19 protein-coding genes are annotated in these 18,614 nt (G+C 67.1%); 7 read left to right on the top strand and 12 right to left on the bottom strand.

Going from position 1 to position 18,614, the window contains the following annotated elements; all coding sequences use genetic code 11:
- Positions 1-4: 4 nt before the first annotated feature.
- Positions 5-1,015: a patatin-like phospholipase family protein gene (locus tag TSO5_RS00735; protein ID WP_109149817.1), complete on the bottom strand. Its 1,011-nt coding sequence runs from the start codon at positions 1,013-1,015 to the stop codon at positions 5-7.
- A 176-nt stretch (positions 1,016-1,191) separates the two neighbouring features.
- Between TSO5_RS00735 and TSO5_RS00730 the strand changes: the two genes are divergently transcribed.
- Positions 1,192-2,979, top strand: a complete 1,788-nt coding sequence (locus tag TSO5_RS00730; protein ID WP_109149823.1) for an ABC transporter transmembrane domain-containing protein — start codon at positions 1,192-1,194, stop codon at positions 2,977-2,979.
- Between the two features lie 182 nt (positions 2,980-3,161).
- Here TSO5_RS00730 and TSO5_RS00725 read toward each other — a convergent pair whose 3' ends face one another.
- The 3 genes from TSO5_RS00725 to TSO5_RS00715 all read right to left on the bottom strand — a co-directional run bounded on the left by TSO5_RS00725 (position 3,162) and on the right by TSO5_RS00715 (position 7,489).
- A complete protein-coding gene (locus TSO5_RS00725) occupies positions 3,162-4,217 on the bottom strand; it encodes an ABC transporter ATP-binding protein (RefSeq protein WP_109149816.1) in 1,056 nt (351 codons plus the stop codon).
- A 1-nt stretch (position 4,218) separates the two neighbouring features.
- Positions 4,219-5,241, bottom strand: coding sequence for a Fe(3+) ABC transporter substrate-binding protein (locus TSO5_RS00720; RefSeq protein WP_109149815.1), 1,023 nt, complete (start codon positions 5,239-5,241; stop codon positions 4,219-4,221).
- 97 nt (positions 5,242-5,338) lie between these two features.
- Positions 5,339-7,489: a bifunctional diguanylate cyclase/phosphodiesterase gene (locus TSO5_RS00715; protein ID WP_109149814.1), complete on the bottom strand. Its 2,151-nt coding sequence runs from the start codon at positions 7,487-7,489 to the stop codon at positions 5,339-5,341.
- Positions 7,490-8,064: 575 nt separating this feature from the next.
- On the opposite strand from TSO5_RS00715, the gene TSO5_RS00710 reads away from it, so the two are divergent.
- Entirely contained in the window at positions 8,065-8,307 is a 243-nt protein-coding gene (locus TSO5_RS00710) for a hypothetical protein (protein ID WP_109076400.1), read from the top strand.
- Here the strand turns inward: TSO5_RS00710 and TSO5_RS00705 are convergent.
- A complete protein-coding gene (locus TSO5_RS00705; protein WP_109149813.1) occupies positions 8,279-8,620 on the bottom strand; it encodes a YnfA family protein in 342 nt (113 codons plus the stop codon). The two genes, TSO5_RS00710 and TSO5_RS00705, sit on opposite strands and share 29 nt — an antisense overlap.
- 187 nt (positions 8,621-8,807) lie before the next feature.
- Between TSO5_RS00705 and TSO5_RS00700 the strand changes: the two genes are divergently transcribed.
- The 5 genes from TSO5_RS00700 to trpE all read left to right on the top strand — a co-directional run bounded on the left by TSO5_RS00700 (position 8,808) and on the right by trpE (position 13,328).
- Entirely contained in the window at positions 8,808-9,023 is a 216-nt protein-coding gene (locus TSO5_RS00700) for a hypothetical protein (protein ID WP_109149812.1), read from the top strand.
- 35 nt (positions 9,024-9,058) lie between these two features.
- Positions 9,059-9,382, top strand: a complete 324-nt coding sequence (locus TSO5_RS00695) for a hypothetical protein (RefSeq protein WP_109149811.1) — start codon at positions 9,059-9,061, stop codon at positions 9,380-9,382.
- A gap of 111 nt (positions 9,383-9,493) precedes the next feature.
- Positions 9,494-9,673, top strand: coding sequence for a CsbD family protein (locus TSO5_RS00690; protein WP_109149810.1), 180 nt, complete (start codon positions 9,494-9,496; stop codon positions 9,671-9,673).
- Between the two features lie 220 nt (positions 9,674-9,893).
- On the top strand, positions 9,894-11,774 hold the full coding sequence (locus TSO5_RS00685; RefSeq protein WP_109149809.1) for a peptidylprolyl isomerase: 1,881 nt from the start codon (positions 9,894-9,896) through the stop codon (positions 11,772-11,774).
- A gap of 42 nt (positions 11,775-11,816) precedes the next feature.
- The gene (gene trpE / locus TSO5_RS00680; protein WP_109149808.1) at positions 11,817-13,328 is read left to right on the top strand and encodes an anthranilate synthase component I; all 1,512 of its coding nucleotides are present in this window, start codon (positions 11,817-11,819) and stop codon (positions 13,326-13,328) included.
- 415 nt (positions 13,329-13,743) lie between these two features.
- On the opposite strand, the gene TSO5_RS00675 is transcribed toward trpE, so the two are convergent.
- From TSO5_RS00675 to TSO5_RS00645, 7 genes are all read right to left on the bottom strand, one after another.
- Complete coding sequence (locus tag TSO5_RS00675; RefSeq protein ID WP_109149807.1) at positions 13,744-15,231, bottom strand: carboxypeptidase M32; 1,488 nt, start codon at positions 15,229-15,231, stop codon at positions 13,744-13,746.
- The gene (locus TSO5_RS00670; protein WP_109149806.1) at positions 15,209-16,009 is read right to left on the bottom strand and encodes an SURF1 family protein; all 801 of its coding nucleotides are present in this window, start codon (positions 16,007-16,009) and stop codon (positions 15,209-15,211) included. The genes TSO5_RS00675 and TSO5_RS00670 overlap by 23 nt, the downstream gene beginning before the upstream one ends.
- Complete coding sequence (locus tag TSO5_RS00665) at positions 16,006-16,413, bottom strand: DUF983 domain-containing protein (protein WP_109149805.1); 408 nt, start codon at positions 16,411-16,413, stop codon at positions 16,006-16,008. Before TSO5_RS00665 ends, TSO5_RS00670 begins: the two co-directional genes overlap by 4 nt.
- 33 nt (positions 16,414-16,446) lie before the next feature.
- On the bottom strand, positions 16,447-17,322 hold the full coding sequence (locus TSO5_RS00660; RefSeq protein ID WP_199230781.1) for a cytochrome c oxidase subunit 3: 876 nt from the start codon (positions 17,320-17,322) through the stop codon (positions 16,447-16,449).
- 21 nt (positions 17,323-17,343) lie between these two features.
- Complete coding sequence (locus tag TSO5_RS00655) at positions 17,344-17,988, bottom strand: cytochrome c oxidase assembly protein (RefSeq protein ID WP_109149804.1); 645 nt, start codon at positions 17,986-17,988, stop codon at positions 17,344-17,346.
- Positions 17,988-18,173, bottom strand: coding sequence for a hypothetical protein (locus tag TSO5_RS00650; protein ID WP_109149803.1), 186 nt, complete (start codon positions 18,171-18,173; stop codon positions 17,988-17,990). Before TSO5_RS00650 ends, TSO5_RS00655 begins: the two co-directional genes overlap by 1 nt.
- Positions 18,170-18,614 (bottom strand): UbiA family prenyltransferase (locus TSO5_RS00645; RefSeq protein ID WP_199230780.1); only part of this gene is annotated, 445 nt, incomplete at its 5' end. The genes TSO5_RS00645 and TSO5_RS00650, both read right to left, overlap by 4 nt.

Genomic DNA, 18,614 nt, shown 5'->3' with positions numbered 1-18,614 from the left:
GCGCTCAATCCCGCATCGGCCCGCGCGTCGATTCGCGCGGGCCGGTGGCGAAGACGGCGAGCGCGTCGTGCAGATCCGGCAGGACGCGCTCCACCGCCGCCTCCCCCTCACGGATGCAGTCGTCGGCACGGTCGAACTCGGTCAGGCCGATGTGACCCAGCCGCGGGACGATGTGGACGTCCGGCGGGTCGCCGGCCAGCCGCGACCGGGTGATGCGGTCGGTGACGATGCCCAGCGACGAGACCATCACGCCGAACAGGCTCGGCCCCTCATAGTCGCGGCGGAAGATGCGGCGCGCCAGGGCGCCGATTCCGCTTGGCGGGCGCTGGCCCGGCACCTCGTCCTCCACCAGCCGCAGCAGGTCGAAACCGGCGGCGGTCGGCACGCTGGCGCCCGGCTTGCGCGCCTTGCCCAGGATATCGCCGGACAGATTGACGGCGATCACCATCTGCGCGCCCAGCGCCCGGCAAGCCGACACCGGTACCGGGTTGACCAGGGCGCCGTCGATCATCCAGCGCCCGTCGATCGACACCGGCGGAAACACGCCCGGCAGCGAGAAGGACGCCCGCATGGCGTCGACCAGTTCGCCGCGCTGCAGCCACACCTCGTGGCCGGTCACCAGATCGGTGGTGACGGCGGCATAGGGGCATGGCAGCTCCTCGATCCGCACATCGCCCAGATGCAGGCGCAGCTCCGCCAGCAGCCGGTCGCCGCCGATCAGCCCGCCGCCCTGGCGCAGCCGCAAATCCAAATAGCCGACGATCTTCATCCGGGTCAGCGTGCGCACCCACTCTTCCAGCGTGTCGAGCTTTCCCGCCAGATGAACGCCGCCGACCAGCGCCCCGACCGACGAGCCGCAGACGATGTCGGCCTCGATCCCATAGCGCTTCAGCGCCCGCAGCACGCCGATATGCGCCCAGCCGCGTGCCACCCCGCCGCCCAGCGCGAGACCGATGCGCGGACGCCGCGCACCGCCGCCATTAAGTCCGCCATTGAGGCCAATTCCGTTCGGCATGGGCACTCCCCTTCTCCCCCGGCGGCACGATGTTCGCCGCTCCGATCATCCGCAGCTTCGCATGAAACCGGTAAAGGAAGCCTGTAACCAGCACCGGCGGCACCGCGTCGAGCGGTGGACAAAGCCGAAGCCCATGGGCTAAGCCATCCCCAACGGACATGAGATCGGATGCGACCGTGACGAACAAGAGCGGCAAGCCCCTGCGCCTGGATGCGGCGACCGAACGGCTGGCGGCCCGGATGTGGCGAGAGTGGGTGCGCCCCTATCGCGGCAAGCTGTTGCTGTCCTTCCTGCTGATGGCGATCGTGGCGGCGACCACCGGCGCCTATCCGCTGCTGATCGACCGCTCCTATGCCATGTTCTCCGCCCAGGACCGCGGCATGCTGCTGGCGATCCCGCTGGCGATCATCGCGGTGACCGTCATCAAGGGCGTGTCGCTCTATTCCCAGACCGTGGTGACCAGCGACATCGTCCAGCGCGTCATCGCCGACGTCCGGCTGGCGATGTTCACCCATCTGCAGACCGCCGACATGGCGCAGCTTCACGCCACCCCGACCGGGGCGCTGACCTCCCGCTTCATCAACGACGTCGACCTGATCCGCAACGCGCTGACCCGCACGCTGACCGGGCTTGTGCGCGACATCCTGACGGTGATCGCGCTGGTCGGGTCGATGTTCTATCTGGACTGGCTGCTGTCGCTGATCGTCTTCATCATCTATCCCATTGCCGCCGTGCCCATCGTGCGCATCGGCAAGCGCCTGCGCCGCGTCTCGCGCGATACCCAGGCGCAGATGGGCGACATGACCTCGCTGCTGACCGAAAGCCTGTCGGGCGCGCGGATGGTCAAGACCTACAATCTGGAAGATTATGAGCGCGCCCGCGCCGGCCGCGCCTTTCAGGAGAATTACCAGCTCACCATGAAGGCGGTGCGCGCCCGGTCGCGCATCGATCCGATGATGGAGGTGCTGGGCGGCGTCGCGGTGGCGGGGGTGATCGCCTTCGCCGGTTACCGCATGACACTGGGCGAGGGCTCGGTCGGCGCCTTCTCCGGCTTCGTCGGCGCGCTGCTGATGGCGGCCCAGCCGGTGCGTGCCATCGGCACGCTGAACGCCGCCCTGCAGGAGGGCATGGCCGCCGCCCAACGCATCTTCGAACTGCTGGACCAGCAACCGACGATCCTGGAGCAGCCGGGCGCCAAGCCGCTTTCGGTTTCCAAGGGTGCGGTCGCGCTGCGCGGCGTCCGTTTCTTCTACGAGGCCGGCGCCGAGACGCTGAAGGGCATCGACCTCGACGTGCCGGCCGGCAGCACGGTGGCGCTGGTCGGACGCAGCGGCGCCGGCAAATCGACGGTGTTCAACCTGATCCCACGCCTCTACGACGTGACGGGCGGCGAGGTGCTGATCGACGGCCAGGACGTGCGCGGCGCCACCCTGCGCAGCCTGCGCGGCGCGGTCTCCATCGTCAGCCAGGACACGGTTCTGTTCAACGACACGGTGCGGGCGAACATCTGCTTCGGCCGCCTCGACGCCGGGATGGATGACGTGATCGCCGCCGCCAAGGCCGCCGCCGCGCACGACTTCATATCGAAGCTGCCGGAAGGCTATGACACGGTGATCGGCGACCGCGGCGTCAAGCTGTCGGGCGGCGAACGCCAGCGTCTGGCGCTGGCCCGCGCCTTCCTGAAGGATGCGCCGATCCTGCTGCTGGACGAGGCGACCAGCGCCTTGGACAGTGAATCGGAGCGTCTGGTGCAGGCGGCGCTGGAACGGCTGACGGCGGGTCGCACCACGCTGGTGATCGCCCATCGTCTGGCGACCGTGCGCAACGCCGACCGCATCGTGGTGATGGAGGGTGGCCGCATCATCGAGCAGGGCACGCATGACGCGCTGCTGGCCGCCGACGGCGCCTATGCGCGGCTGTGTCGGCTGCAGTTCGGCGAGGATGAGGTTCGGGCGAGGGCGTGAGGTTTCTGCACTGAATGCCCCCTCCCCATCCCTCCCCCGCTGACGCGGGAGAGGGGGCAGGACGCTTGTAGAAATAATGTGAAGGACAGCGGTAGCCCCCTCTCCCGCGATCGGATCGGCCTTCGGCCGACCGAGGGCGGGGGAGGGTTAGGAAGGGGGCATCGTGCTCGACAACTCGCCCATCACCCCGCCGGAAACACCATCACCCGCTCGGCCGCCATCGCGGCGGACAGTTCTTCACCGGTGCGGACATCCACATGCCCCGGCAGGCGCGCATGGATTTCCGCCCCGCCCAGATCCAGGCACACCCGCGTCGCCGGCCCCAGGAAGCTGGAATGGCGCACCCGCACCGGAACGGCGTCGGGTCGGGCGCCCAGCGGCACCAGTTCCAGATCCTCCACCCGGCACGCGACCTCGACCTTCGTCCCGCCGGGAAGGCCAGGCGCCAAGACCGGGCCGAGCGGCGTGACGATCTGCCCATCGCGCACCGTCGCTTCGAAGCGGTTCACCTCGCCGAACAGGCGGGCGACGAAGCTGTTGGCCGGGCGCTGGTAAAGGGTGACCGGCGTGTCGGCCTGGATGATGCGTCCGGCCTCCATCACCACCACGCGGTTGCCCATCTCCATCGCCTCTTCCGGGTCGTGGGTGACGACGATGGTGGCGATGCCGCTGGCGCGGATGATCCGCACCACCTCCTCCCGCACCGACCGGCGGAGCTGCTCGTCCAGGGCAGAGAAGGGCTCGTCCAGCAGAAGGACCTTGGGGTCGCGCGCCATGGCGCGGGCCAGCGCCACCCGCTGCTGCTGGCCGCCCGACAGGGTGTGCGGATAGGCGTCGGCATAGCGGGTCAGCGCCATGGTCTCCAGCAACTCTTCCACCCGGCGCTTGCGTTCGGCGCGTGGACGGCCGGTCTGGCCGAAGGCGATGTTGCCCGCCACCGTCAGGTGCGGGAACAGCGCGAAGTCCTGGAACATCATGCCGACCGGCCGCTTTTCCGGCGGCAGAGACCGGGCCGCGGTGGCGAGTTGCTGCCCCTCCACCGCGATCTCGCCCTTCTGAACCGACTCCAGTCCGCTGATCAGACGCAGCAGGGTCGACTTGCCGCAGCCGGACGGACCGACGATGCACACCACCTCGCGCGGGGCGACCGACAGCGAGACATTGTCGACCGCGGTCAGTTGCCCATAGCGGTGGGTGATGCCGGAGAGGATGACGGAAGGAGACGGAGCGTCGGTCATCTTACTTCCAGCCGGCACGGTCCATGATGCGCAGCGCCTGCGGCGTGTGGGCGGCGAAGGAGGCGGCATTCACCTCGGCCGCTTTGAAGCTGCCGAGCTTCACCAGTTCCGGATGCGGCTGGACCGCCGGGTTGACCGGATATTCCATGTTGCCGTCGGCGAACTGGCGCTGTGCTTCTGGGCTCAGCAGATATTCCAGCAGCTTGCGGGCATTCTCCTGGTTCTTGGAGGTCTTCACCACGCCGGCGCCACTGAGGTTCACGTGGGTGCCACGGTTGCCCTGGTTGGGGAAGATGACCCCGACCTTGGACGCGACCTCGCGATCCTCCTGCTTGGCCGAGGTGATCATCTTGCCGACGTAATAGGTGTTGGCGATGGCGACGTCGCCCTCGCCCACCGCGACCGCCCGGATCTGGTCGGTGTCGCCGCCCTGCGGCGGACGCGCGAGGTTGGCGACGAGACCCTTCACCCACTCCTCCGTCTTTTCCTCGCCCAGCGCTTCGATCATCGAGGCGGTCAGGGCGAGGCTGTAGGGATGGGTGCCGCTGCGGGTCAGAACGCGGTGCTTCCACTCCGGCTTGGCGAGATCCTCGTAATCCTTGATCTGCTCCGGCTTCACCCGGTCGCGGGCGTAGACGATGATGCGGGCGCGGCTGGACAGTCCCCACCAGGCCCCCGCCGGGTCGCGCAGGTTGGCCGGAACCTTGACCGCCTCCAGCGCCGGCGAGGTCACCGGGGCGAGCAGCCCTTCCGTGGCCGCCGCGGCCAGACGGCCGGCATCCACGGTGATGAACAGGTCGGCCGGGCTGCTGGGCCCTTCCGACTTCATGCGCTGGATCAGTTCATCATGGTTGCCTTCGATGATGTTGACCTTGATTCCGGTCGACTTCGTGAAGGTTTCATAGATCGCGCGGTCGGTGTTGTAGTGCCGCGAGTTGTAGACATTGACTTCCTGAGCCTGGACCGAAAAGGCGGTCAAGGCGCCGACGGCAAACGCGACACCAGCGATCTTGTCGATGAACATCCATCACTCCCGGACTGCGAATGGCTCTCAATTCCGTGAGAATGGATATCATTTGCAGCTGACGCTGTCGAGACAGGATTCACCCCAAGGGGAGCGATCAGGCGATCGCAGGTGCGGCTTGGGAGCGCACCATGTCGGCCAGCGCCTCGGGCGGCATCGGGCGGCCGAACAGATAGCCCTGCATCAGATCGCAGCCGACCGACACCAGGAAATCGCGCTGCTCCGCCGTCTCCACCCCTTCCGCCACCGTGGTCAGGCCCAGGCCGTGCGCCATGCCGACGGCGGCGCGGACAAGCGCGTTGCTCTTGGGGTTCTCCGGCACGTCGATGACGAAGGCGCGGTCGATCTTCAGCTTCGCCACCGGCAGCTGCTGCACATAGCTGAGCGAGGAATAGCCGGACCCGAAATCGTCGATGGCCGCCTGGATGCCAAGATCGGCCAGTTCGCCCAGCGTCCGCACCGCCACCTTCAGGTCGCGCACCGCCGCCTGTTCGGTGATCTCCAGCCCCAGATGGCTGCGCAGCGACGAATGCTCGGCCAGCAACTCCTCCAGCCGGAGCGTCAGGTTGCCGCGCAGGAACTGCTGGCCGGAGATGTTGAGGAAGACGCGGTCGGGCAGCACGCCATCCGCCTCCCAGACCGCCATCTGGGCGACCGCGGTCGACAGCACCCAGTCGGTGATCGGCACGATCAGGCCGCTTTCCTCCGCGACCGGAATGAACTCGCCGGGCGAGACCGGCCCCAGCGCATGATGGTCCCAGCGCAGCAGCGCTTCCGCCGACCGGACCCGGCCGGCCTTGTCGACGATGGGCTGGTAGACGAGGCGAAGCTCGTTGCGCTCGATGGCGTGTGTCAGATGCATGGTCAGCATCATCCGCCGGGTCGCCGCCGCCGCCATTTCCGGCGTGTAGAAGCAGACGGCGTTGCCGCCATTGTGCTGCACCGCCTGCAGGGCCAGTTTGGCCTTGGCGTTCAGGTCCTCCAGCGTGCTGACCGTGTCGTCCTGCACCGCGGCACCGACCGACAGGCGCAGCCGCACCCAATGCCGGTCGGCGTAGATCGACGCGGTCAGCCTGTCGTGCAGCACACCGGCCAGCGTGCGCGCGTGGTCGGCATCGGTCACCCGTGACAGCGCCGCGAATTCGTCGGCGGCGATGCGGCAGATGATGGTGTTGGGCGGCAGCACCTCCGTCACGCGGCTGACCATCGCCTTCAGCGCGGCGTCGCCGACATGGAAGCCGAAGGCTTCGTTCACGTCGCTGAACTGGTCGACGTCGAGCGAGAACAGCGCGAACAGGCTCCCGCCCGAAGCCACGTCTTTCCCCTCGGCGCGGCTGCCGGCGAACAGAGCCTCGCATTCCTCGAGGAAGGCGGTGCGGGTCAGGACGCCGGTCAGCGGATCGTGCCGCGCGAGGTAGGAGGCGCGCTGCTCCGCCGCGAGGCGTTCGGAGATGTCGCGGATGATGCCGACGAAGGTCACATCCTCGCCCAGCCGCGCCTGACCGACGCTGAGATGGATGGGGAACACCGTGCCGTCCTTGCGCTGACCCAGCGTTTCGCGGCCGATGCCGATGATCTTGGGCCGGTCGGTCCGCATATAGGTGTCGACGTAGCGGCCATGGTCGCGCGAAAAGGGTGGCGGCATCAGGATCGACATGTTCCGCCCGACCAGTTCACCGTCCTCGTAGCCGAACAGGCGGCAGCAGGCGCGGTTGATGGAGCGAATGATGCCGCTGCGGTCCGAGACGATGATGCCGTCCACCGCCGCGTCCAGCAGGGTGGCGATGAAGGAATCCCGGCAGGTCACGAACTCCGCGATGCGGTCGGGATCGCCGGTCAGGTGAAAGGTGCCGAGATAGCCGACAGTCGCACCGGCGGCATCGCGATGGGCGATCACGCTGCCGCTGAGGATCGAGCGGCGGCCGTCGCAACCGACCGTCGGGCAATCGACCGGCGCGGAGGTCGGCACCGGCGAACCTTCCAGCGTCGCAATGGCAGCGGCCAGCGCCGCGGTCACGGGATGGGCGATGCCGACCAGCGCGCAGCCAATCAGGTCCGCCGGCGAGCGGTCCAGAACCGCCGCGAAATGCGGATCGGCATGGCGGCACAAGCCGTCACGGTCCAGATAGACCAGCGCCATCCCGCCATCGTCCAGCAGGCTGGCGGCCAAAGAGGCCAGAAAGGCGGGATCACGCGGCATCGCGGCGGCCTGCGCCCCGCTGGAACCGCTGCTTTCGGAACCGTTCATCTGATCCGCCGGTTGTAGGTTCACGAAACGATCCGCTTTTCTCTATACCGCCGGAAAGGGCGGCCTGATGATGCACCGACGGTCGCCCGGCGGCTGAATCGGACACCCGACGGAGGTATTATGACCCCGTCCGGCTTTATTTCCAACGCCAAGCAATCCCGCAAATGCCAAAGATTTGCGCAATCCGTTGCCCGTGATGCATTCGCACTCTAACGGTTAGAGTCCGACACATGATTGACATGGTTCAATGCGCGGCACGGTTCCGGGAATAAACGGCCGCGCCCGGCCGCACCACCACAGCTTTTGCGCGTGTGGTCTGCGACAATTCGGTGGCATCCACCGCAATGGACTGGACCTGAGGCGGTATCGGCCCCAGGATTCTCTCCACACATTCCCCGCACGGGAAGCAATTCGCCTCACAGCCCGCGATGGAGGAATAAACCGGACGTCCCAGGCGTTTGTCCGACAATGGCCGCAGCCACAGGCGTGAACCACCAGCGTCACGCCGGATGCTGCCGTCGCTTCGGGTCCGCCAACGGTCCGCAGTTCAAGAAATCGATTGGGAGCATTCAGACATGACCAACGCATTCAGCCAGATCAGCCACGCCGACGGCCGTGCGTACTACCAGGGCACTCCGCTGTCCCTGGCCGATGCGCAGATCATGCTCAACGACGATATCCTTCGCCGGACCGTGCGCGTCGGCGCCTATCTGCGGGTGGACGACGCCGGCCGCCTCGTTCTGGTGAACGGTCCTGCCCTGCGGCGCTCCGTCAACCGGCCGCCAACCTTCAGCCCCCGCGCGGGCCGGCAAGAATAAGCGCCGCCCCGGCCAGACAGACCAATGCGCCGGCCGCGTCCCAGCGGTCCGGCCGCGCGCCCTCGACCAGCCAGAGCCACAGCAGCGACGCCGCGATGTAGACGCCGCCATAGGCGGCATAGGCCCGCCCGGCGAAGTCGGCATCGGCCCGTGTCAGCAGCCACGCGAACAGGCAGAGGCTCGCCAGTCCGGGCAGCACCCACCATGCGCTCCGCCCCAGCCGTATCCAGGCCCAGAAGGCGAAGCAGCCGGCGATCTCCGCCAGTGCAGCCGCACCATAGACGGCCAGCGTCGTCCCCAGCGCCCGCGCCATCCTGCCTCCGTTTCTTCCCCGTCATCGACCGGGCCGATGCTGCCCATCGCCGATTGCCGCGTCAATGCGTTGCGCGCCGGTGAATTGCGGCACAGCTCGTTTCAATTTGCCGCCGCAATATTACAGAGCATTCATGGACTTCACCGAGGGTGCGGCATAGATTCGCTGGTAACGGAGGCATGCGGCGATGTTCATAGATGCGACCAACCCTATGCGGGACGCTTTCGAAACGATCCAGGCCACCGACGTGATCTCGGATGCGAAGAAGCACGTCCTGTTTCAGGGACTGGAGACATTGCGCCGTCAGCACTGCCCGCAGCCGACGCAGGCCGTCCGATGCTGCGAGGAGTGCCTGGTCCGTCACCGCTGTCTGTCGGCGGTTCTCGACCTGCTTGGTTCCTGACCATCAGCCCTGACGATCGGATTGGACGCGGCAGAGTGAGGCTTACGCTCGACGACGAAGCGACGCTGTGTTCCGTCGAAATCCTGGCGGAGGCGGTCGAGATGGCGTTCGTTCCCGGCATCCTCGAACTGCGCACCCTGCGCGATTCCCTGAATGAGGCCCTGCGCACCCGCTCCCCGGCGGCGGTGAGGCTGGCCTACAGCGCCTTCAGCCGCGTCGACCGCGATTTCCGCGACAAGATCGCCCACCACGCCCTGCAATTGGCGGCGCTGCGCCGGCACAGCGCCGGTCCGATGCGCACCGGCGGCACCCCGCCACGCGGGGCCGGCCGCGGCATCGACGAACCGCGCCGGGCCTGATCCGCGAATCCCTCAGCGGGGCCGACTTGTCTTTCGTGTATTATTTGTAATGGACCCTTTCCCCTTCCGTCCTGTTGTTCCGGCATAACCAACACGAAAGAGGTTGCCACCATGGACAAGGACCGGATCGAGGGCGCCGCCCGTTCCGTCAAGGGCTCGATCAAGGAAGCGGCCGGCAAGCTGACCGGCGACACCAAGACCGAGGCCGAGGGCCGCGGCGAGAAGGCCGCCGGCAAGGTTCAGAACAGCATCGGCGGCGCCAAGGATGCCGTGCGAGACGCGTTGAAGTGATCCCGGCACCCGCCAAGGGCTCCGGTAACCGGTGAGTTTCCGACGCCCCGGCCCCACCTTTTCCGTGGAGCCGGGGCGTTCGTTTGCGAATTGACCCTGACGAGAGGAACGACGCCGGAGCTCGGCGGTGTGGAAATGGGCTGTTGCCGCCCCACCCTCCCCTATCTATGATGCGCCGCCCCGGCCGGATGGCCGAACGACGCGCTTAGATTCGGGTCCCATGCTCCAGTTCATCCGCAATTTCGCCGGCTCCTGGGTCGTCAAGATCCTGTTCGTGCTGTTGATCCTCAGCTTCGGCATCTGGGGGATCGGTGACGTGTTCCGCTCCACCACTCCCACCACCGTCGCCGAGGTCGGCAAGGTGGAGATCGGGCAGCAGGCGCTGGACCAGGAATTCCGCCGGCAGATGGAACGGCTTCGCCCGATGCTGGGCGGCAACCTGACCGCCGAGCAGGCCAAGCGATTCGGCCTTCTGGAGCAGTCGCTGCAATCGCTGGTCCAGCGCACGCTGTTCGACCTCGCGGCGGCCGACATGGGCATTGCCGTCGGGCCGGAGGTGGTCCGCATGCGCATCGCCGAAGAGCCGGCCTTCCGCAACCAGCAGGGCCAGTTCGACCCGAACGTCTTCCGGTCGGTGCTGCGCAACAACCAGCTGACCGAGGACGGCTATGTCGCGATGATCCAGCGCGAGACGGCGCGCCAGCTGGTCGCCGGTGCGGTGTCCGCCGGCCTCACTCCGCCGCAGCCGCTGGTGCAGGACCTCTACCGCTATCGCGGCGAAAAGCGCGTGGCGGAGGTGGTGACCCTGCCCAACGCCGCCATCGGCGATGTCGGTGTGCCCGACGACGCGACGATCAAGCAGTCGTATGAGGACCATCAGGTCCGCTTCACCGCCCCGGAATACCGCGCCTTGACGGTCGCCCGCCTGTCGCCCGACGTGCTGGCCAAGGACATCAAGATCGATGATGCCCAGCTGCGCAAGGCGTATGAGGAGCGCGCGAACGAATTCGGCGCCCCGGAAAAGCGCACCGTGCAGATGGTGGTGGTCGACGACGAGGCGAAGGCCAAGCAGATCGCCGAAGCCGCGAAGGCCAAGGGCCTCGCCGAAGCCGCCAAGGATGCCGGCGTCGAGCCGGTGACCCTGGACAACATCGCCAAGGCCGACCTGCCGGAAATCGGCGACGCCGCCTTCGCGCTGGAGCCCGGCAAGCCCTCCGACCCGATCAAGAGCGCGCTCGGCTGGCATGTGATGGCCGTCACCGGCGTCACCCCCGGCTCGACCAAGAGCTTCGAGGACGTGCGCGGCCAGTTGGAGGCGGAGTTGAAGAAGGAGCAGGCGCTCGACTCCGTCTTCTCCATCGCCAATCGGGTCGAGGACCAGCTCGCCAGCGGTGCGCCGCTGGAGGAAGTCGCGCAGGCCCAGGGTCTGGCCCTGACCAAGGTCGCCGCCGTCGACAGCACCGGCAAGGCGCCGGACGGCAAGGACGCCGCCCCCGACCTTCCGGGCTTGAAGGCTCAGCTGTCGAATGCTTTCCAGCTGAAGACCGGCGCCACCTCCAACCTGACCGAGGGCGAGGGCAGCGTTTTCACCGCCGTCCGCGTCGACAGCGTGATCCCCGCCGCTGTCCGTCCGCTCGCCGACGTGCGCGATCAGGTCGTCGCCGACTGGCAGCAGGAGCAGCGCGCCGAGCGCGCCGCCAAGAAGGCGGAGGAGATCGCCGCCCGCCTGAAGCAGGGCTCGGAAGCCGCCGCGCAGGACGTCGCCACCCAGGCCGGCGCCAGCTTCGCCATGACCGCCCCCTTCACCCGTGATGCCCAGTCGGTCCAGGGCCTGCCGGCCGACATGGTCGCCAAGCTGTTCGCCGCCAAGCCGAACGAGGTCGTCACCGGCAACACCGCCGATGCCCAGGTCGTCGCCCGGTTGAAGGAGGTCATCCCGGCCGACCCGAAGGCCGCCGACGCCGATCTGGCGCCGGTCCGCGCATCGGTCGAACAGGGGATGGAGAACGATCTGGTGGCCGAATTCACCAACGCGCTGCGGGACAAGTATCCGGTCCGCATCCACCGCCAGCGCATCGACCAGTTCTTCGCCAGCAACTGAGTCTCCGGCTCAGCCGACAGCAACCCCAAGAGGTTCCGTGCCGTGAAGGTCCAGCCCGATACCACCACCTTCGATGCCGCTTACGCCGCCGGTCGGCCGCAGGTGGTGTGGACCACGCTGGTCAGCGATCTGGAGACGCCGGTTTCCGCCTATATGAAGCTGGCGGATGGACGTCCGTTCGGTTTCCTGCTTGAGTCGGCGGAGCGCGGGGCCGGATCGCGGCGCGACCGCTATTCGGTGATCGGCTTCAAGCCCGACGTGGTGTGGCGGTCGCGCGGCAACAAGGCGGAGATCAACCGTGACGCCCTGCACGACCGCGACGCTTTCCAGCCCCTCGACAAGGCGCCGTTGGAAGCGTTGCGCGCGCTGATCAACGAGAGCCGGATCCCGCTGCCGGAAGAACTGCCGCCGATGGCCGCCGGCCTGTTCGGCTACATGACCTACGACATGGTCCGCCTGATGGAGCGGCTGCCGGACAACAATCCGGACGAGCTGAACATCCCGGACGCGATCCTGACCCGGCCCAGCATCGTCGCCATCTTCGACAGCCACACCGATTCGATCACGCTGGTGACGCCGGTCTGGCCGAAGCCCGGCAAGGATGCCGCCACGGCCTATGCCGACGCGCGGGAACGGCTGACCGACGCGCTGGCTGATCTGGAACGTCCCCTTCCCTACCGGCGGGAGCCGCGGACGGAGAACGGTCTGCCGCTGGCCTGGACCTCCAACACGACGCGTGAGGAGTATCACGCGATCGTGGAGAAGGCGAAGGAGTACATCCGTGCCGGCGACATCTTCCAGGTCGTGCCGTCCCAGCGCATCCGCTTCCCCTTCAAGCCGTCGCCGCTGGCGCTGTACCGCACGCTCCGCCGGCTGAACCCGTCGCCCTTCCTGTTCCATTGCGACTTCGGCGAGTTGACCGTCGTCGGCTCCAGCCCGGAGATCCTGGTGCGGGTGCGCGACGGCAAGGTCACCGTCCGCCCGATCGCCGGCACCCGCAAGCGTGGCGCCACCACGGCGGAAGACGAGGCGCTGGCCGCCGATCTGCTGAGCGATCCGAAGGAATTGGCCGAGCACCTGATGCTGCTCGACCTCGGCCGCAACGACGTCGGCCGGGTGGCTAAGGTCGGCACGGTCAAGGTGACGTCCAAGATGATCGTGGAGCTTTACAGCCACGTCATGCACATCGTCTCCAACGTCGAGGGCGACCTCGATCCGAAGTTCGACGCGCTCGACGCCCTGGTCGCCGGCTTCCCGGCCGGTACGGTGTCCGGTGCGCCGAAGGTCCGCGCGATGGAGATCATTGACGAGTTGGAGAAGGCCCGCCGCGGCGTCTATGCCGGCTGCGTCGGTTATTTCGGTGCGTCGGGCGCGATGGACACCTGCATCGCGCTGCGCACCGCCGTGCTGAAGGACGGCATGATGTATGTCCAGGCCGGCGGCGGCGTCGTCGCCGACAGCGATCCGGAGGCCGAGTATCAGGAGACCGTCAACAAGTCGATGGCCCTGATCCGTGCCGCCGAGGAGACGCTGCGTACCACCGCACGCGGGTAATCGTCGCAGTCACGCTCAACGAAAAACGGCCGCCTCATGGGCGGCCTTTTTCATGCCAAAGCAGTTGCTCGCGATATGCTCGCGCTCTCGAGAAGCGGCTTATCCACAGGAATTTGCACGCCGCCTTCCAGCGGCCTCGCACACATCTGCAACCATGCATCTATAGTGCGGGTGTGTGAACGGGGTGGCGGATAGGCCGCCACCGCCGCACACAAACAAGGGAGAGAAGAGGATGGATAAGATCCTCACACTCCTGATCCTGCTGTTGCAGATCGTCAAGGCGTGCCTTGATCTTCTGAACCGCTGATCGGATGGGTGCGTCGGGGTAGATCAGACCCCGGCGTACCTGTCCCTAAAGATAAGCCATTTCCCGCGCTTGCCAAGAGGCTTCCGCAAGCTCCCCGCGAGTTGGCGGTCAGAGATACCGCCGCTCCAGATGCCTCTTGAACACCGACGAATCCAGCGGGCGGCCGGTCGCCGCAGTCAGCAGTTCGTCACCGGAGGCGTGGAAGCAGCCCGTCTCATGCACGTTCACCCGCAGCCAATTCACCAGCGGCGTGAACTCGCCACGCGACAGCGCTGGGACGATCTCGGGATCGGCGGTGCGGGCGGCGTCGAACAGTTGAGCGGCGGTCATGGCGCCCAGCGTGTAGCTGGGGAAATAGCCCCAGCCGCCGCCGGGCCAGTGGATATCCTGCAGGCAGCCAAGCCGGTCGTCCGGCGGCACCACCCCGACCAGCTCGGCCATACCGTCGTTCCAGGCGCCCGGTAGGTCCGGGAGGGTCAGATCACCGGCAATCAGCGCCTTTTCCAGGCGGTAGCGCAGGATGATGTGGGCGGGATAGGTGACTTCGTCAGCATTGACGCGAATGAAGCCGCGCTCCACCCGGCTGTAGAGCCGGCGCAGGTTGTCGGCCTCCCAAGCCGGCCCTTCCCCAACGAAGGTCTCGCGCACCATCGGCGCCAACCAAGTGATGAACTCGGCCGAGCGGCAGGCCTGCATCTCCATCAGCAGAGATTGGCTCTCATGCACCGCCATGCCGCGCGATTGGCCCACCGGCTGGCTCAACCATGCGCGCGGACGGTTCTGCTCGTACAGCGCATGGCCGGTCTCGTGCAGGATGCCCATCAACGCGTCGGTGAAGTTCGCCTCGTCGTAACGGGTGGTGATGCGCACATCGCCGGTCGCCCCACCGCAGAAGGGATGCAGCGACACATCCAGCCGGCCGCGGCTGAAATCGAAGCCCAGCCGCTCCATCATGCGGACGCCAAGCTCGCGCTGCTTATCGACCGGAAACGGCCCCTGCGGCTCGATCACGGCCGGCCCCGCGGCTTGGCGGTCGAGAACACGCCCGATCAGGTCGGGCAGAAAACCGGACAGGTCGGCGAACAGCGCGTCGATCCGCTCCGCCCGCGCACCCGGGTCGTGGCTGTCGAGCAGCGCATCATAGGCGCTGATCCCCATCACGGACCCCAGGGCCTCCGCCCCCTCGCGCACGCGGGCCAGCACCTCGGTCAGGGATGGCAGCCGCTTGGCAAAATCGCTCTCCGCCCGAGCGGCCCGCCAAGTCATTTCGCAGACCGACACCGCCTTGCTGGTCGCCTCAACCAGATCGGCGGGGATAGCGGTGGCGTGAACGTGATTCCGGCGCATCTCGCGCAGATTGGCGCGCTGCCAAACGTCGAGGCTGTCGTCGCTCTCCGCCTCGGCCAGCAGGTCGGCCATGCGCGGGTCGGTCGCCAACTCGTGTGCGATCACCGACAGGGTCGCGGTCTGCTCCGCCCGGCCGTCATTGGCCCCTTCCGGCATGATCGTCTGGGTGTCCCAGCCGAGGATGCCCAGCGCGTCGCCGATGGCGGCGATGCGGGCGTGGCGGCGTTCAAGCTCCTGATATGCGGTCATCGGGTCGTCCGTCGGTTCCGGTGTCGGCGCGCTTGCGCTGAGACAGCACGTAGATCCCGGCGAGCGTCACCGCAAGCCCATACCAGGTCAAGGCATACTGCAGGTGGTTGTTCGGCAACTCCACCCGCGGCGCAATCCCCGCCAGCGTCCCGGCCGGCGCTCCGGGCAACCCGGACCCCTGCCCCGGCAGCATCTCCACCACCACAGGAGCCACCTCGCCCAGCGACAGCGCCGCCGCCATCGCCGACGGATCGGCGCGCATCCAGGCGGAACCCGGCACCGGTGTGCCGTTGCCGGGTTGGAAGAAACCGGCCGGCTGCGGCACGCGGACGATGCCCTTGACGCTCACCTCGCCCTCAACCCGCGCAGCGGTACGAGTCGCCGGATCGCGGCGGTCCATCGGCACGAAACCGCGATTGATCAGCACGATGCCGGCCCCGTCCGCCCGCTGGAATGGCGTCAGAACCTCGTAGCCCACCTGTCCTTGATGCGGGCGGGCGATCAGCAGCATTTCCTTGTCGTTCAGGAAGCGTCCGGCCAGCGTCACCGGACGGAACTCCCACGCTGTCGGATCGTCGATGCGGGCGGGGAGAGGCACCGCCGGTTCGGCCATCTGCCGATCGATCCGCGCGATCAGGTCCTGCTTCCACTGCAGCCGCTCCAGCTGCCATGTGCCGAGCCCGATGGTCACGGCCAGCCCAGCGAGAGTGACCAGCGTCGCCCCCAACGACGGACGGAAGCGGCGCCGCTCCCCCGTCTCGACTGCAGTGGCGCTCACGGCCCCTTCTCCACTTCGCTGCGGCGATAGCGGTACTGCAAGGCGACGACATAGGCCTTCGCCGGCCGCAGCATGCCCAGCGTCAGCGCCAGCACGACGATGCTCCAGACGATGGCATGCAGCCACAGCGGCCAGTCCACCGTCATCGACACCCAGAGCGCCACCGGCACAACCAGGAAACCCAGGATGAAGATCAGGAAGACCGCCGGTCCGTCGCCGCTGTCAACCTGGGAGAAATCCAGATCGCAGACATTGCAGCGCTCCGCCACCGTCAGATAGCCGTCGAACAGCCGCCCCTTGCCGCAGCGCGGGCAGACGCTGTGCAGGCCCGCCGATAATGGGGATACTCTGGGGTACAGATCGATCACGCAATGACCTCCCGCTCGGACCGTTCCGGCAGACATATGGGCCGCCGGAACGGCTCGGCACCGGTGGCGTCAATGTTCGGCGATCACACCGCCATAACCACCCCACCAATAGACCGACACGAACAGGAACAGCCAGACGACGTCGACGAAGTGCCAGTACCAGGCCGCCGCCTCGAAACCGAAATGGCTTTCCGGCGTGAAATGCCCCTTCACCGTGCGCACCCAGCAGACCGCCAGGAAGATGGTGCCGACCAGCACGTGGAAGCCATGGAAGCCGGTCGCCATGTAGAAGGTCGACGGGAAGATGCCATCGGTGAACTTGAAGGCGGCGTGGACGTACTCATAGATCTGGAAAAAGCTGAACATCACGCCCAACAGGACGGTCAGCCCCAGCGCCTTGGCGGCCGTCCGGTTCTGCCCCTCGATGATGGCATGATGCGCCCAGGTGACGGTCACGCCCGACAGCAGCAGCGTCAGCGTCATCATCAGCGGCATGTCGAAGGGATTGATGACATGCACATTCGGCGGCGGCCAGATGCCGTCGGGATTGATCGGCGAAACCTTGGGCTCCAGCGCCGCATGGAAAAAGGCCCAGAAGAAGGCGGCGAAGAACATCACTTCCGACGCGATGAACAGCGCCATGCCATAGCGCAGGCCGATCTTCACCACCGGCGTGTGGGCATGCTCGACCACCGATTCCCGGATGACGGAGCGCCACCAGCCGAACATCGTCACCAGGATGGCCAGCACGCCCAGCACCAGCAGGAACTTGCCGCCGCCATGCATGAAGATGACCAGCCCGGTCGCCAGAAGCCCGCCGGAAAAGGCGCCGATCAGCGGCCAGGGGCTGGGCTTCAGCAGATGGTAGGGATGCGGGATGCCGGCGCCCGGTTCATGGGCTGATGGTTCGGCGTGCGGCATTTGCCCGTGGGTGATGTCGGCCATCGTCTCACTACCCCATATTGTTTAGTTTGTGGCGGTCGCCCCCGGCTCCGCCTTTTGTTTGCTTGCCCCCGGAGCCTCGGACGTGGATGCGGTGGCCGTGTGCTGCGCGAGCTTGGCCTCACTGTCCTTGGCGCGGAAGAAGGTGTAGGACAGCGTGATGGTGGTCACGTCGTCCATGTTCGGATCGTCGGCCATCGACGGGTCGACGAAGAAGGTCACCGGCATGTCCACGACTTGGCCGGGCTCCAGGATCTGCTCGTCGAAGCAGAAGCACTGAATTTTGTTGAAATAGACTCCCGCCTTTTCGGGCGTGACGTTGTAGACGGCGGTGCCGACGGTGGGCTTTGCCGACCGGTTCTCGGCGCGATAGGCGGCCAACCCGGTTTCACCCAGCTTCAGCACCAGTTCCTTCTGCTCCGGCTTGAAGGCCCAGGGAAGGGCGGAGTTGGTGTCGGCGTTGAAGCGGATGGTCACCTTGCGGTCGACGACGCGCACCGCGGCCTGTTCCGCCCGCTGGGTCGTGCCGCCAAAGCCGGTGACGGAACAGAACAGGGAGTAGAGCGGGACCGACGCATAGGTCAGCCCGATCATCCCCACAACCAGCCCGAACAGGCTGCCGAGGATGAGGCGGTTGCGGCGGCGCAGCCTGTCGTCGCGCCCGGCCATCAGTGCGCCCCGCTCATCCGAACAACCGTGATGGCGTAGAACAGGGCGACCAGCGCCAGCAGCGCGGCCAGAACCGCCAGATTGCGGCCACGCAGCTTCTTGGCCCGCAGGTCGGCCTCCTGCCGCCTCTGCTCTTCGACCGAAGTGCGGGTATCGGTCAGGTCGTCGCGTTCCATCACCGTCATGCCCACCCTCCAAGAATCATCCGCTCGCCCATCATCACGGCGAACAGCAGGAACAGGTACAGGATCGAGAAACCGAACATCTTCTTGGCCGGCTTGTCGTCGCTTGCCCGCAGGACGCGGACGGCGCAGCCGACGAACATCAGGCCCAGGATGGCGGACACCGCCAGATAGACCGGCCCGGCGATGCCGACGAAGTACGGCGCCGCGGCCACCGGCAGCAGGATCAGCGTGTAGAGCAGCATCTGGCGCTTGGTCGCCGCCTCTCCCGCCACCACCGGCATCATCGGCACGCCGGCGCGGGTGTAGTCGCCGTTGCGGAACAGGGCCAGAGCCCAGAAATGCGGCGGCGTCCACAGGAAGATCAGCAGGAACAGCAGGACGGACGGCAGATCGACCGTGCCGGTCACCGCGGCCCAGCCGATCATCGGCGGGGACGCGCCC

It is taken from the genome of Azospirillum sp. TSO5 (genome assembly GCF_003116065.1).
Lineage (GTDB): Bacteria > Pseudomonadota > Alphaproteobacteria > Azospirillales > Azospirillaceae > Azospirillum.
This window is presented reverse-complemented; position numbering and strand designations above follow the sequence as displayed.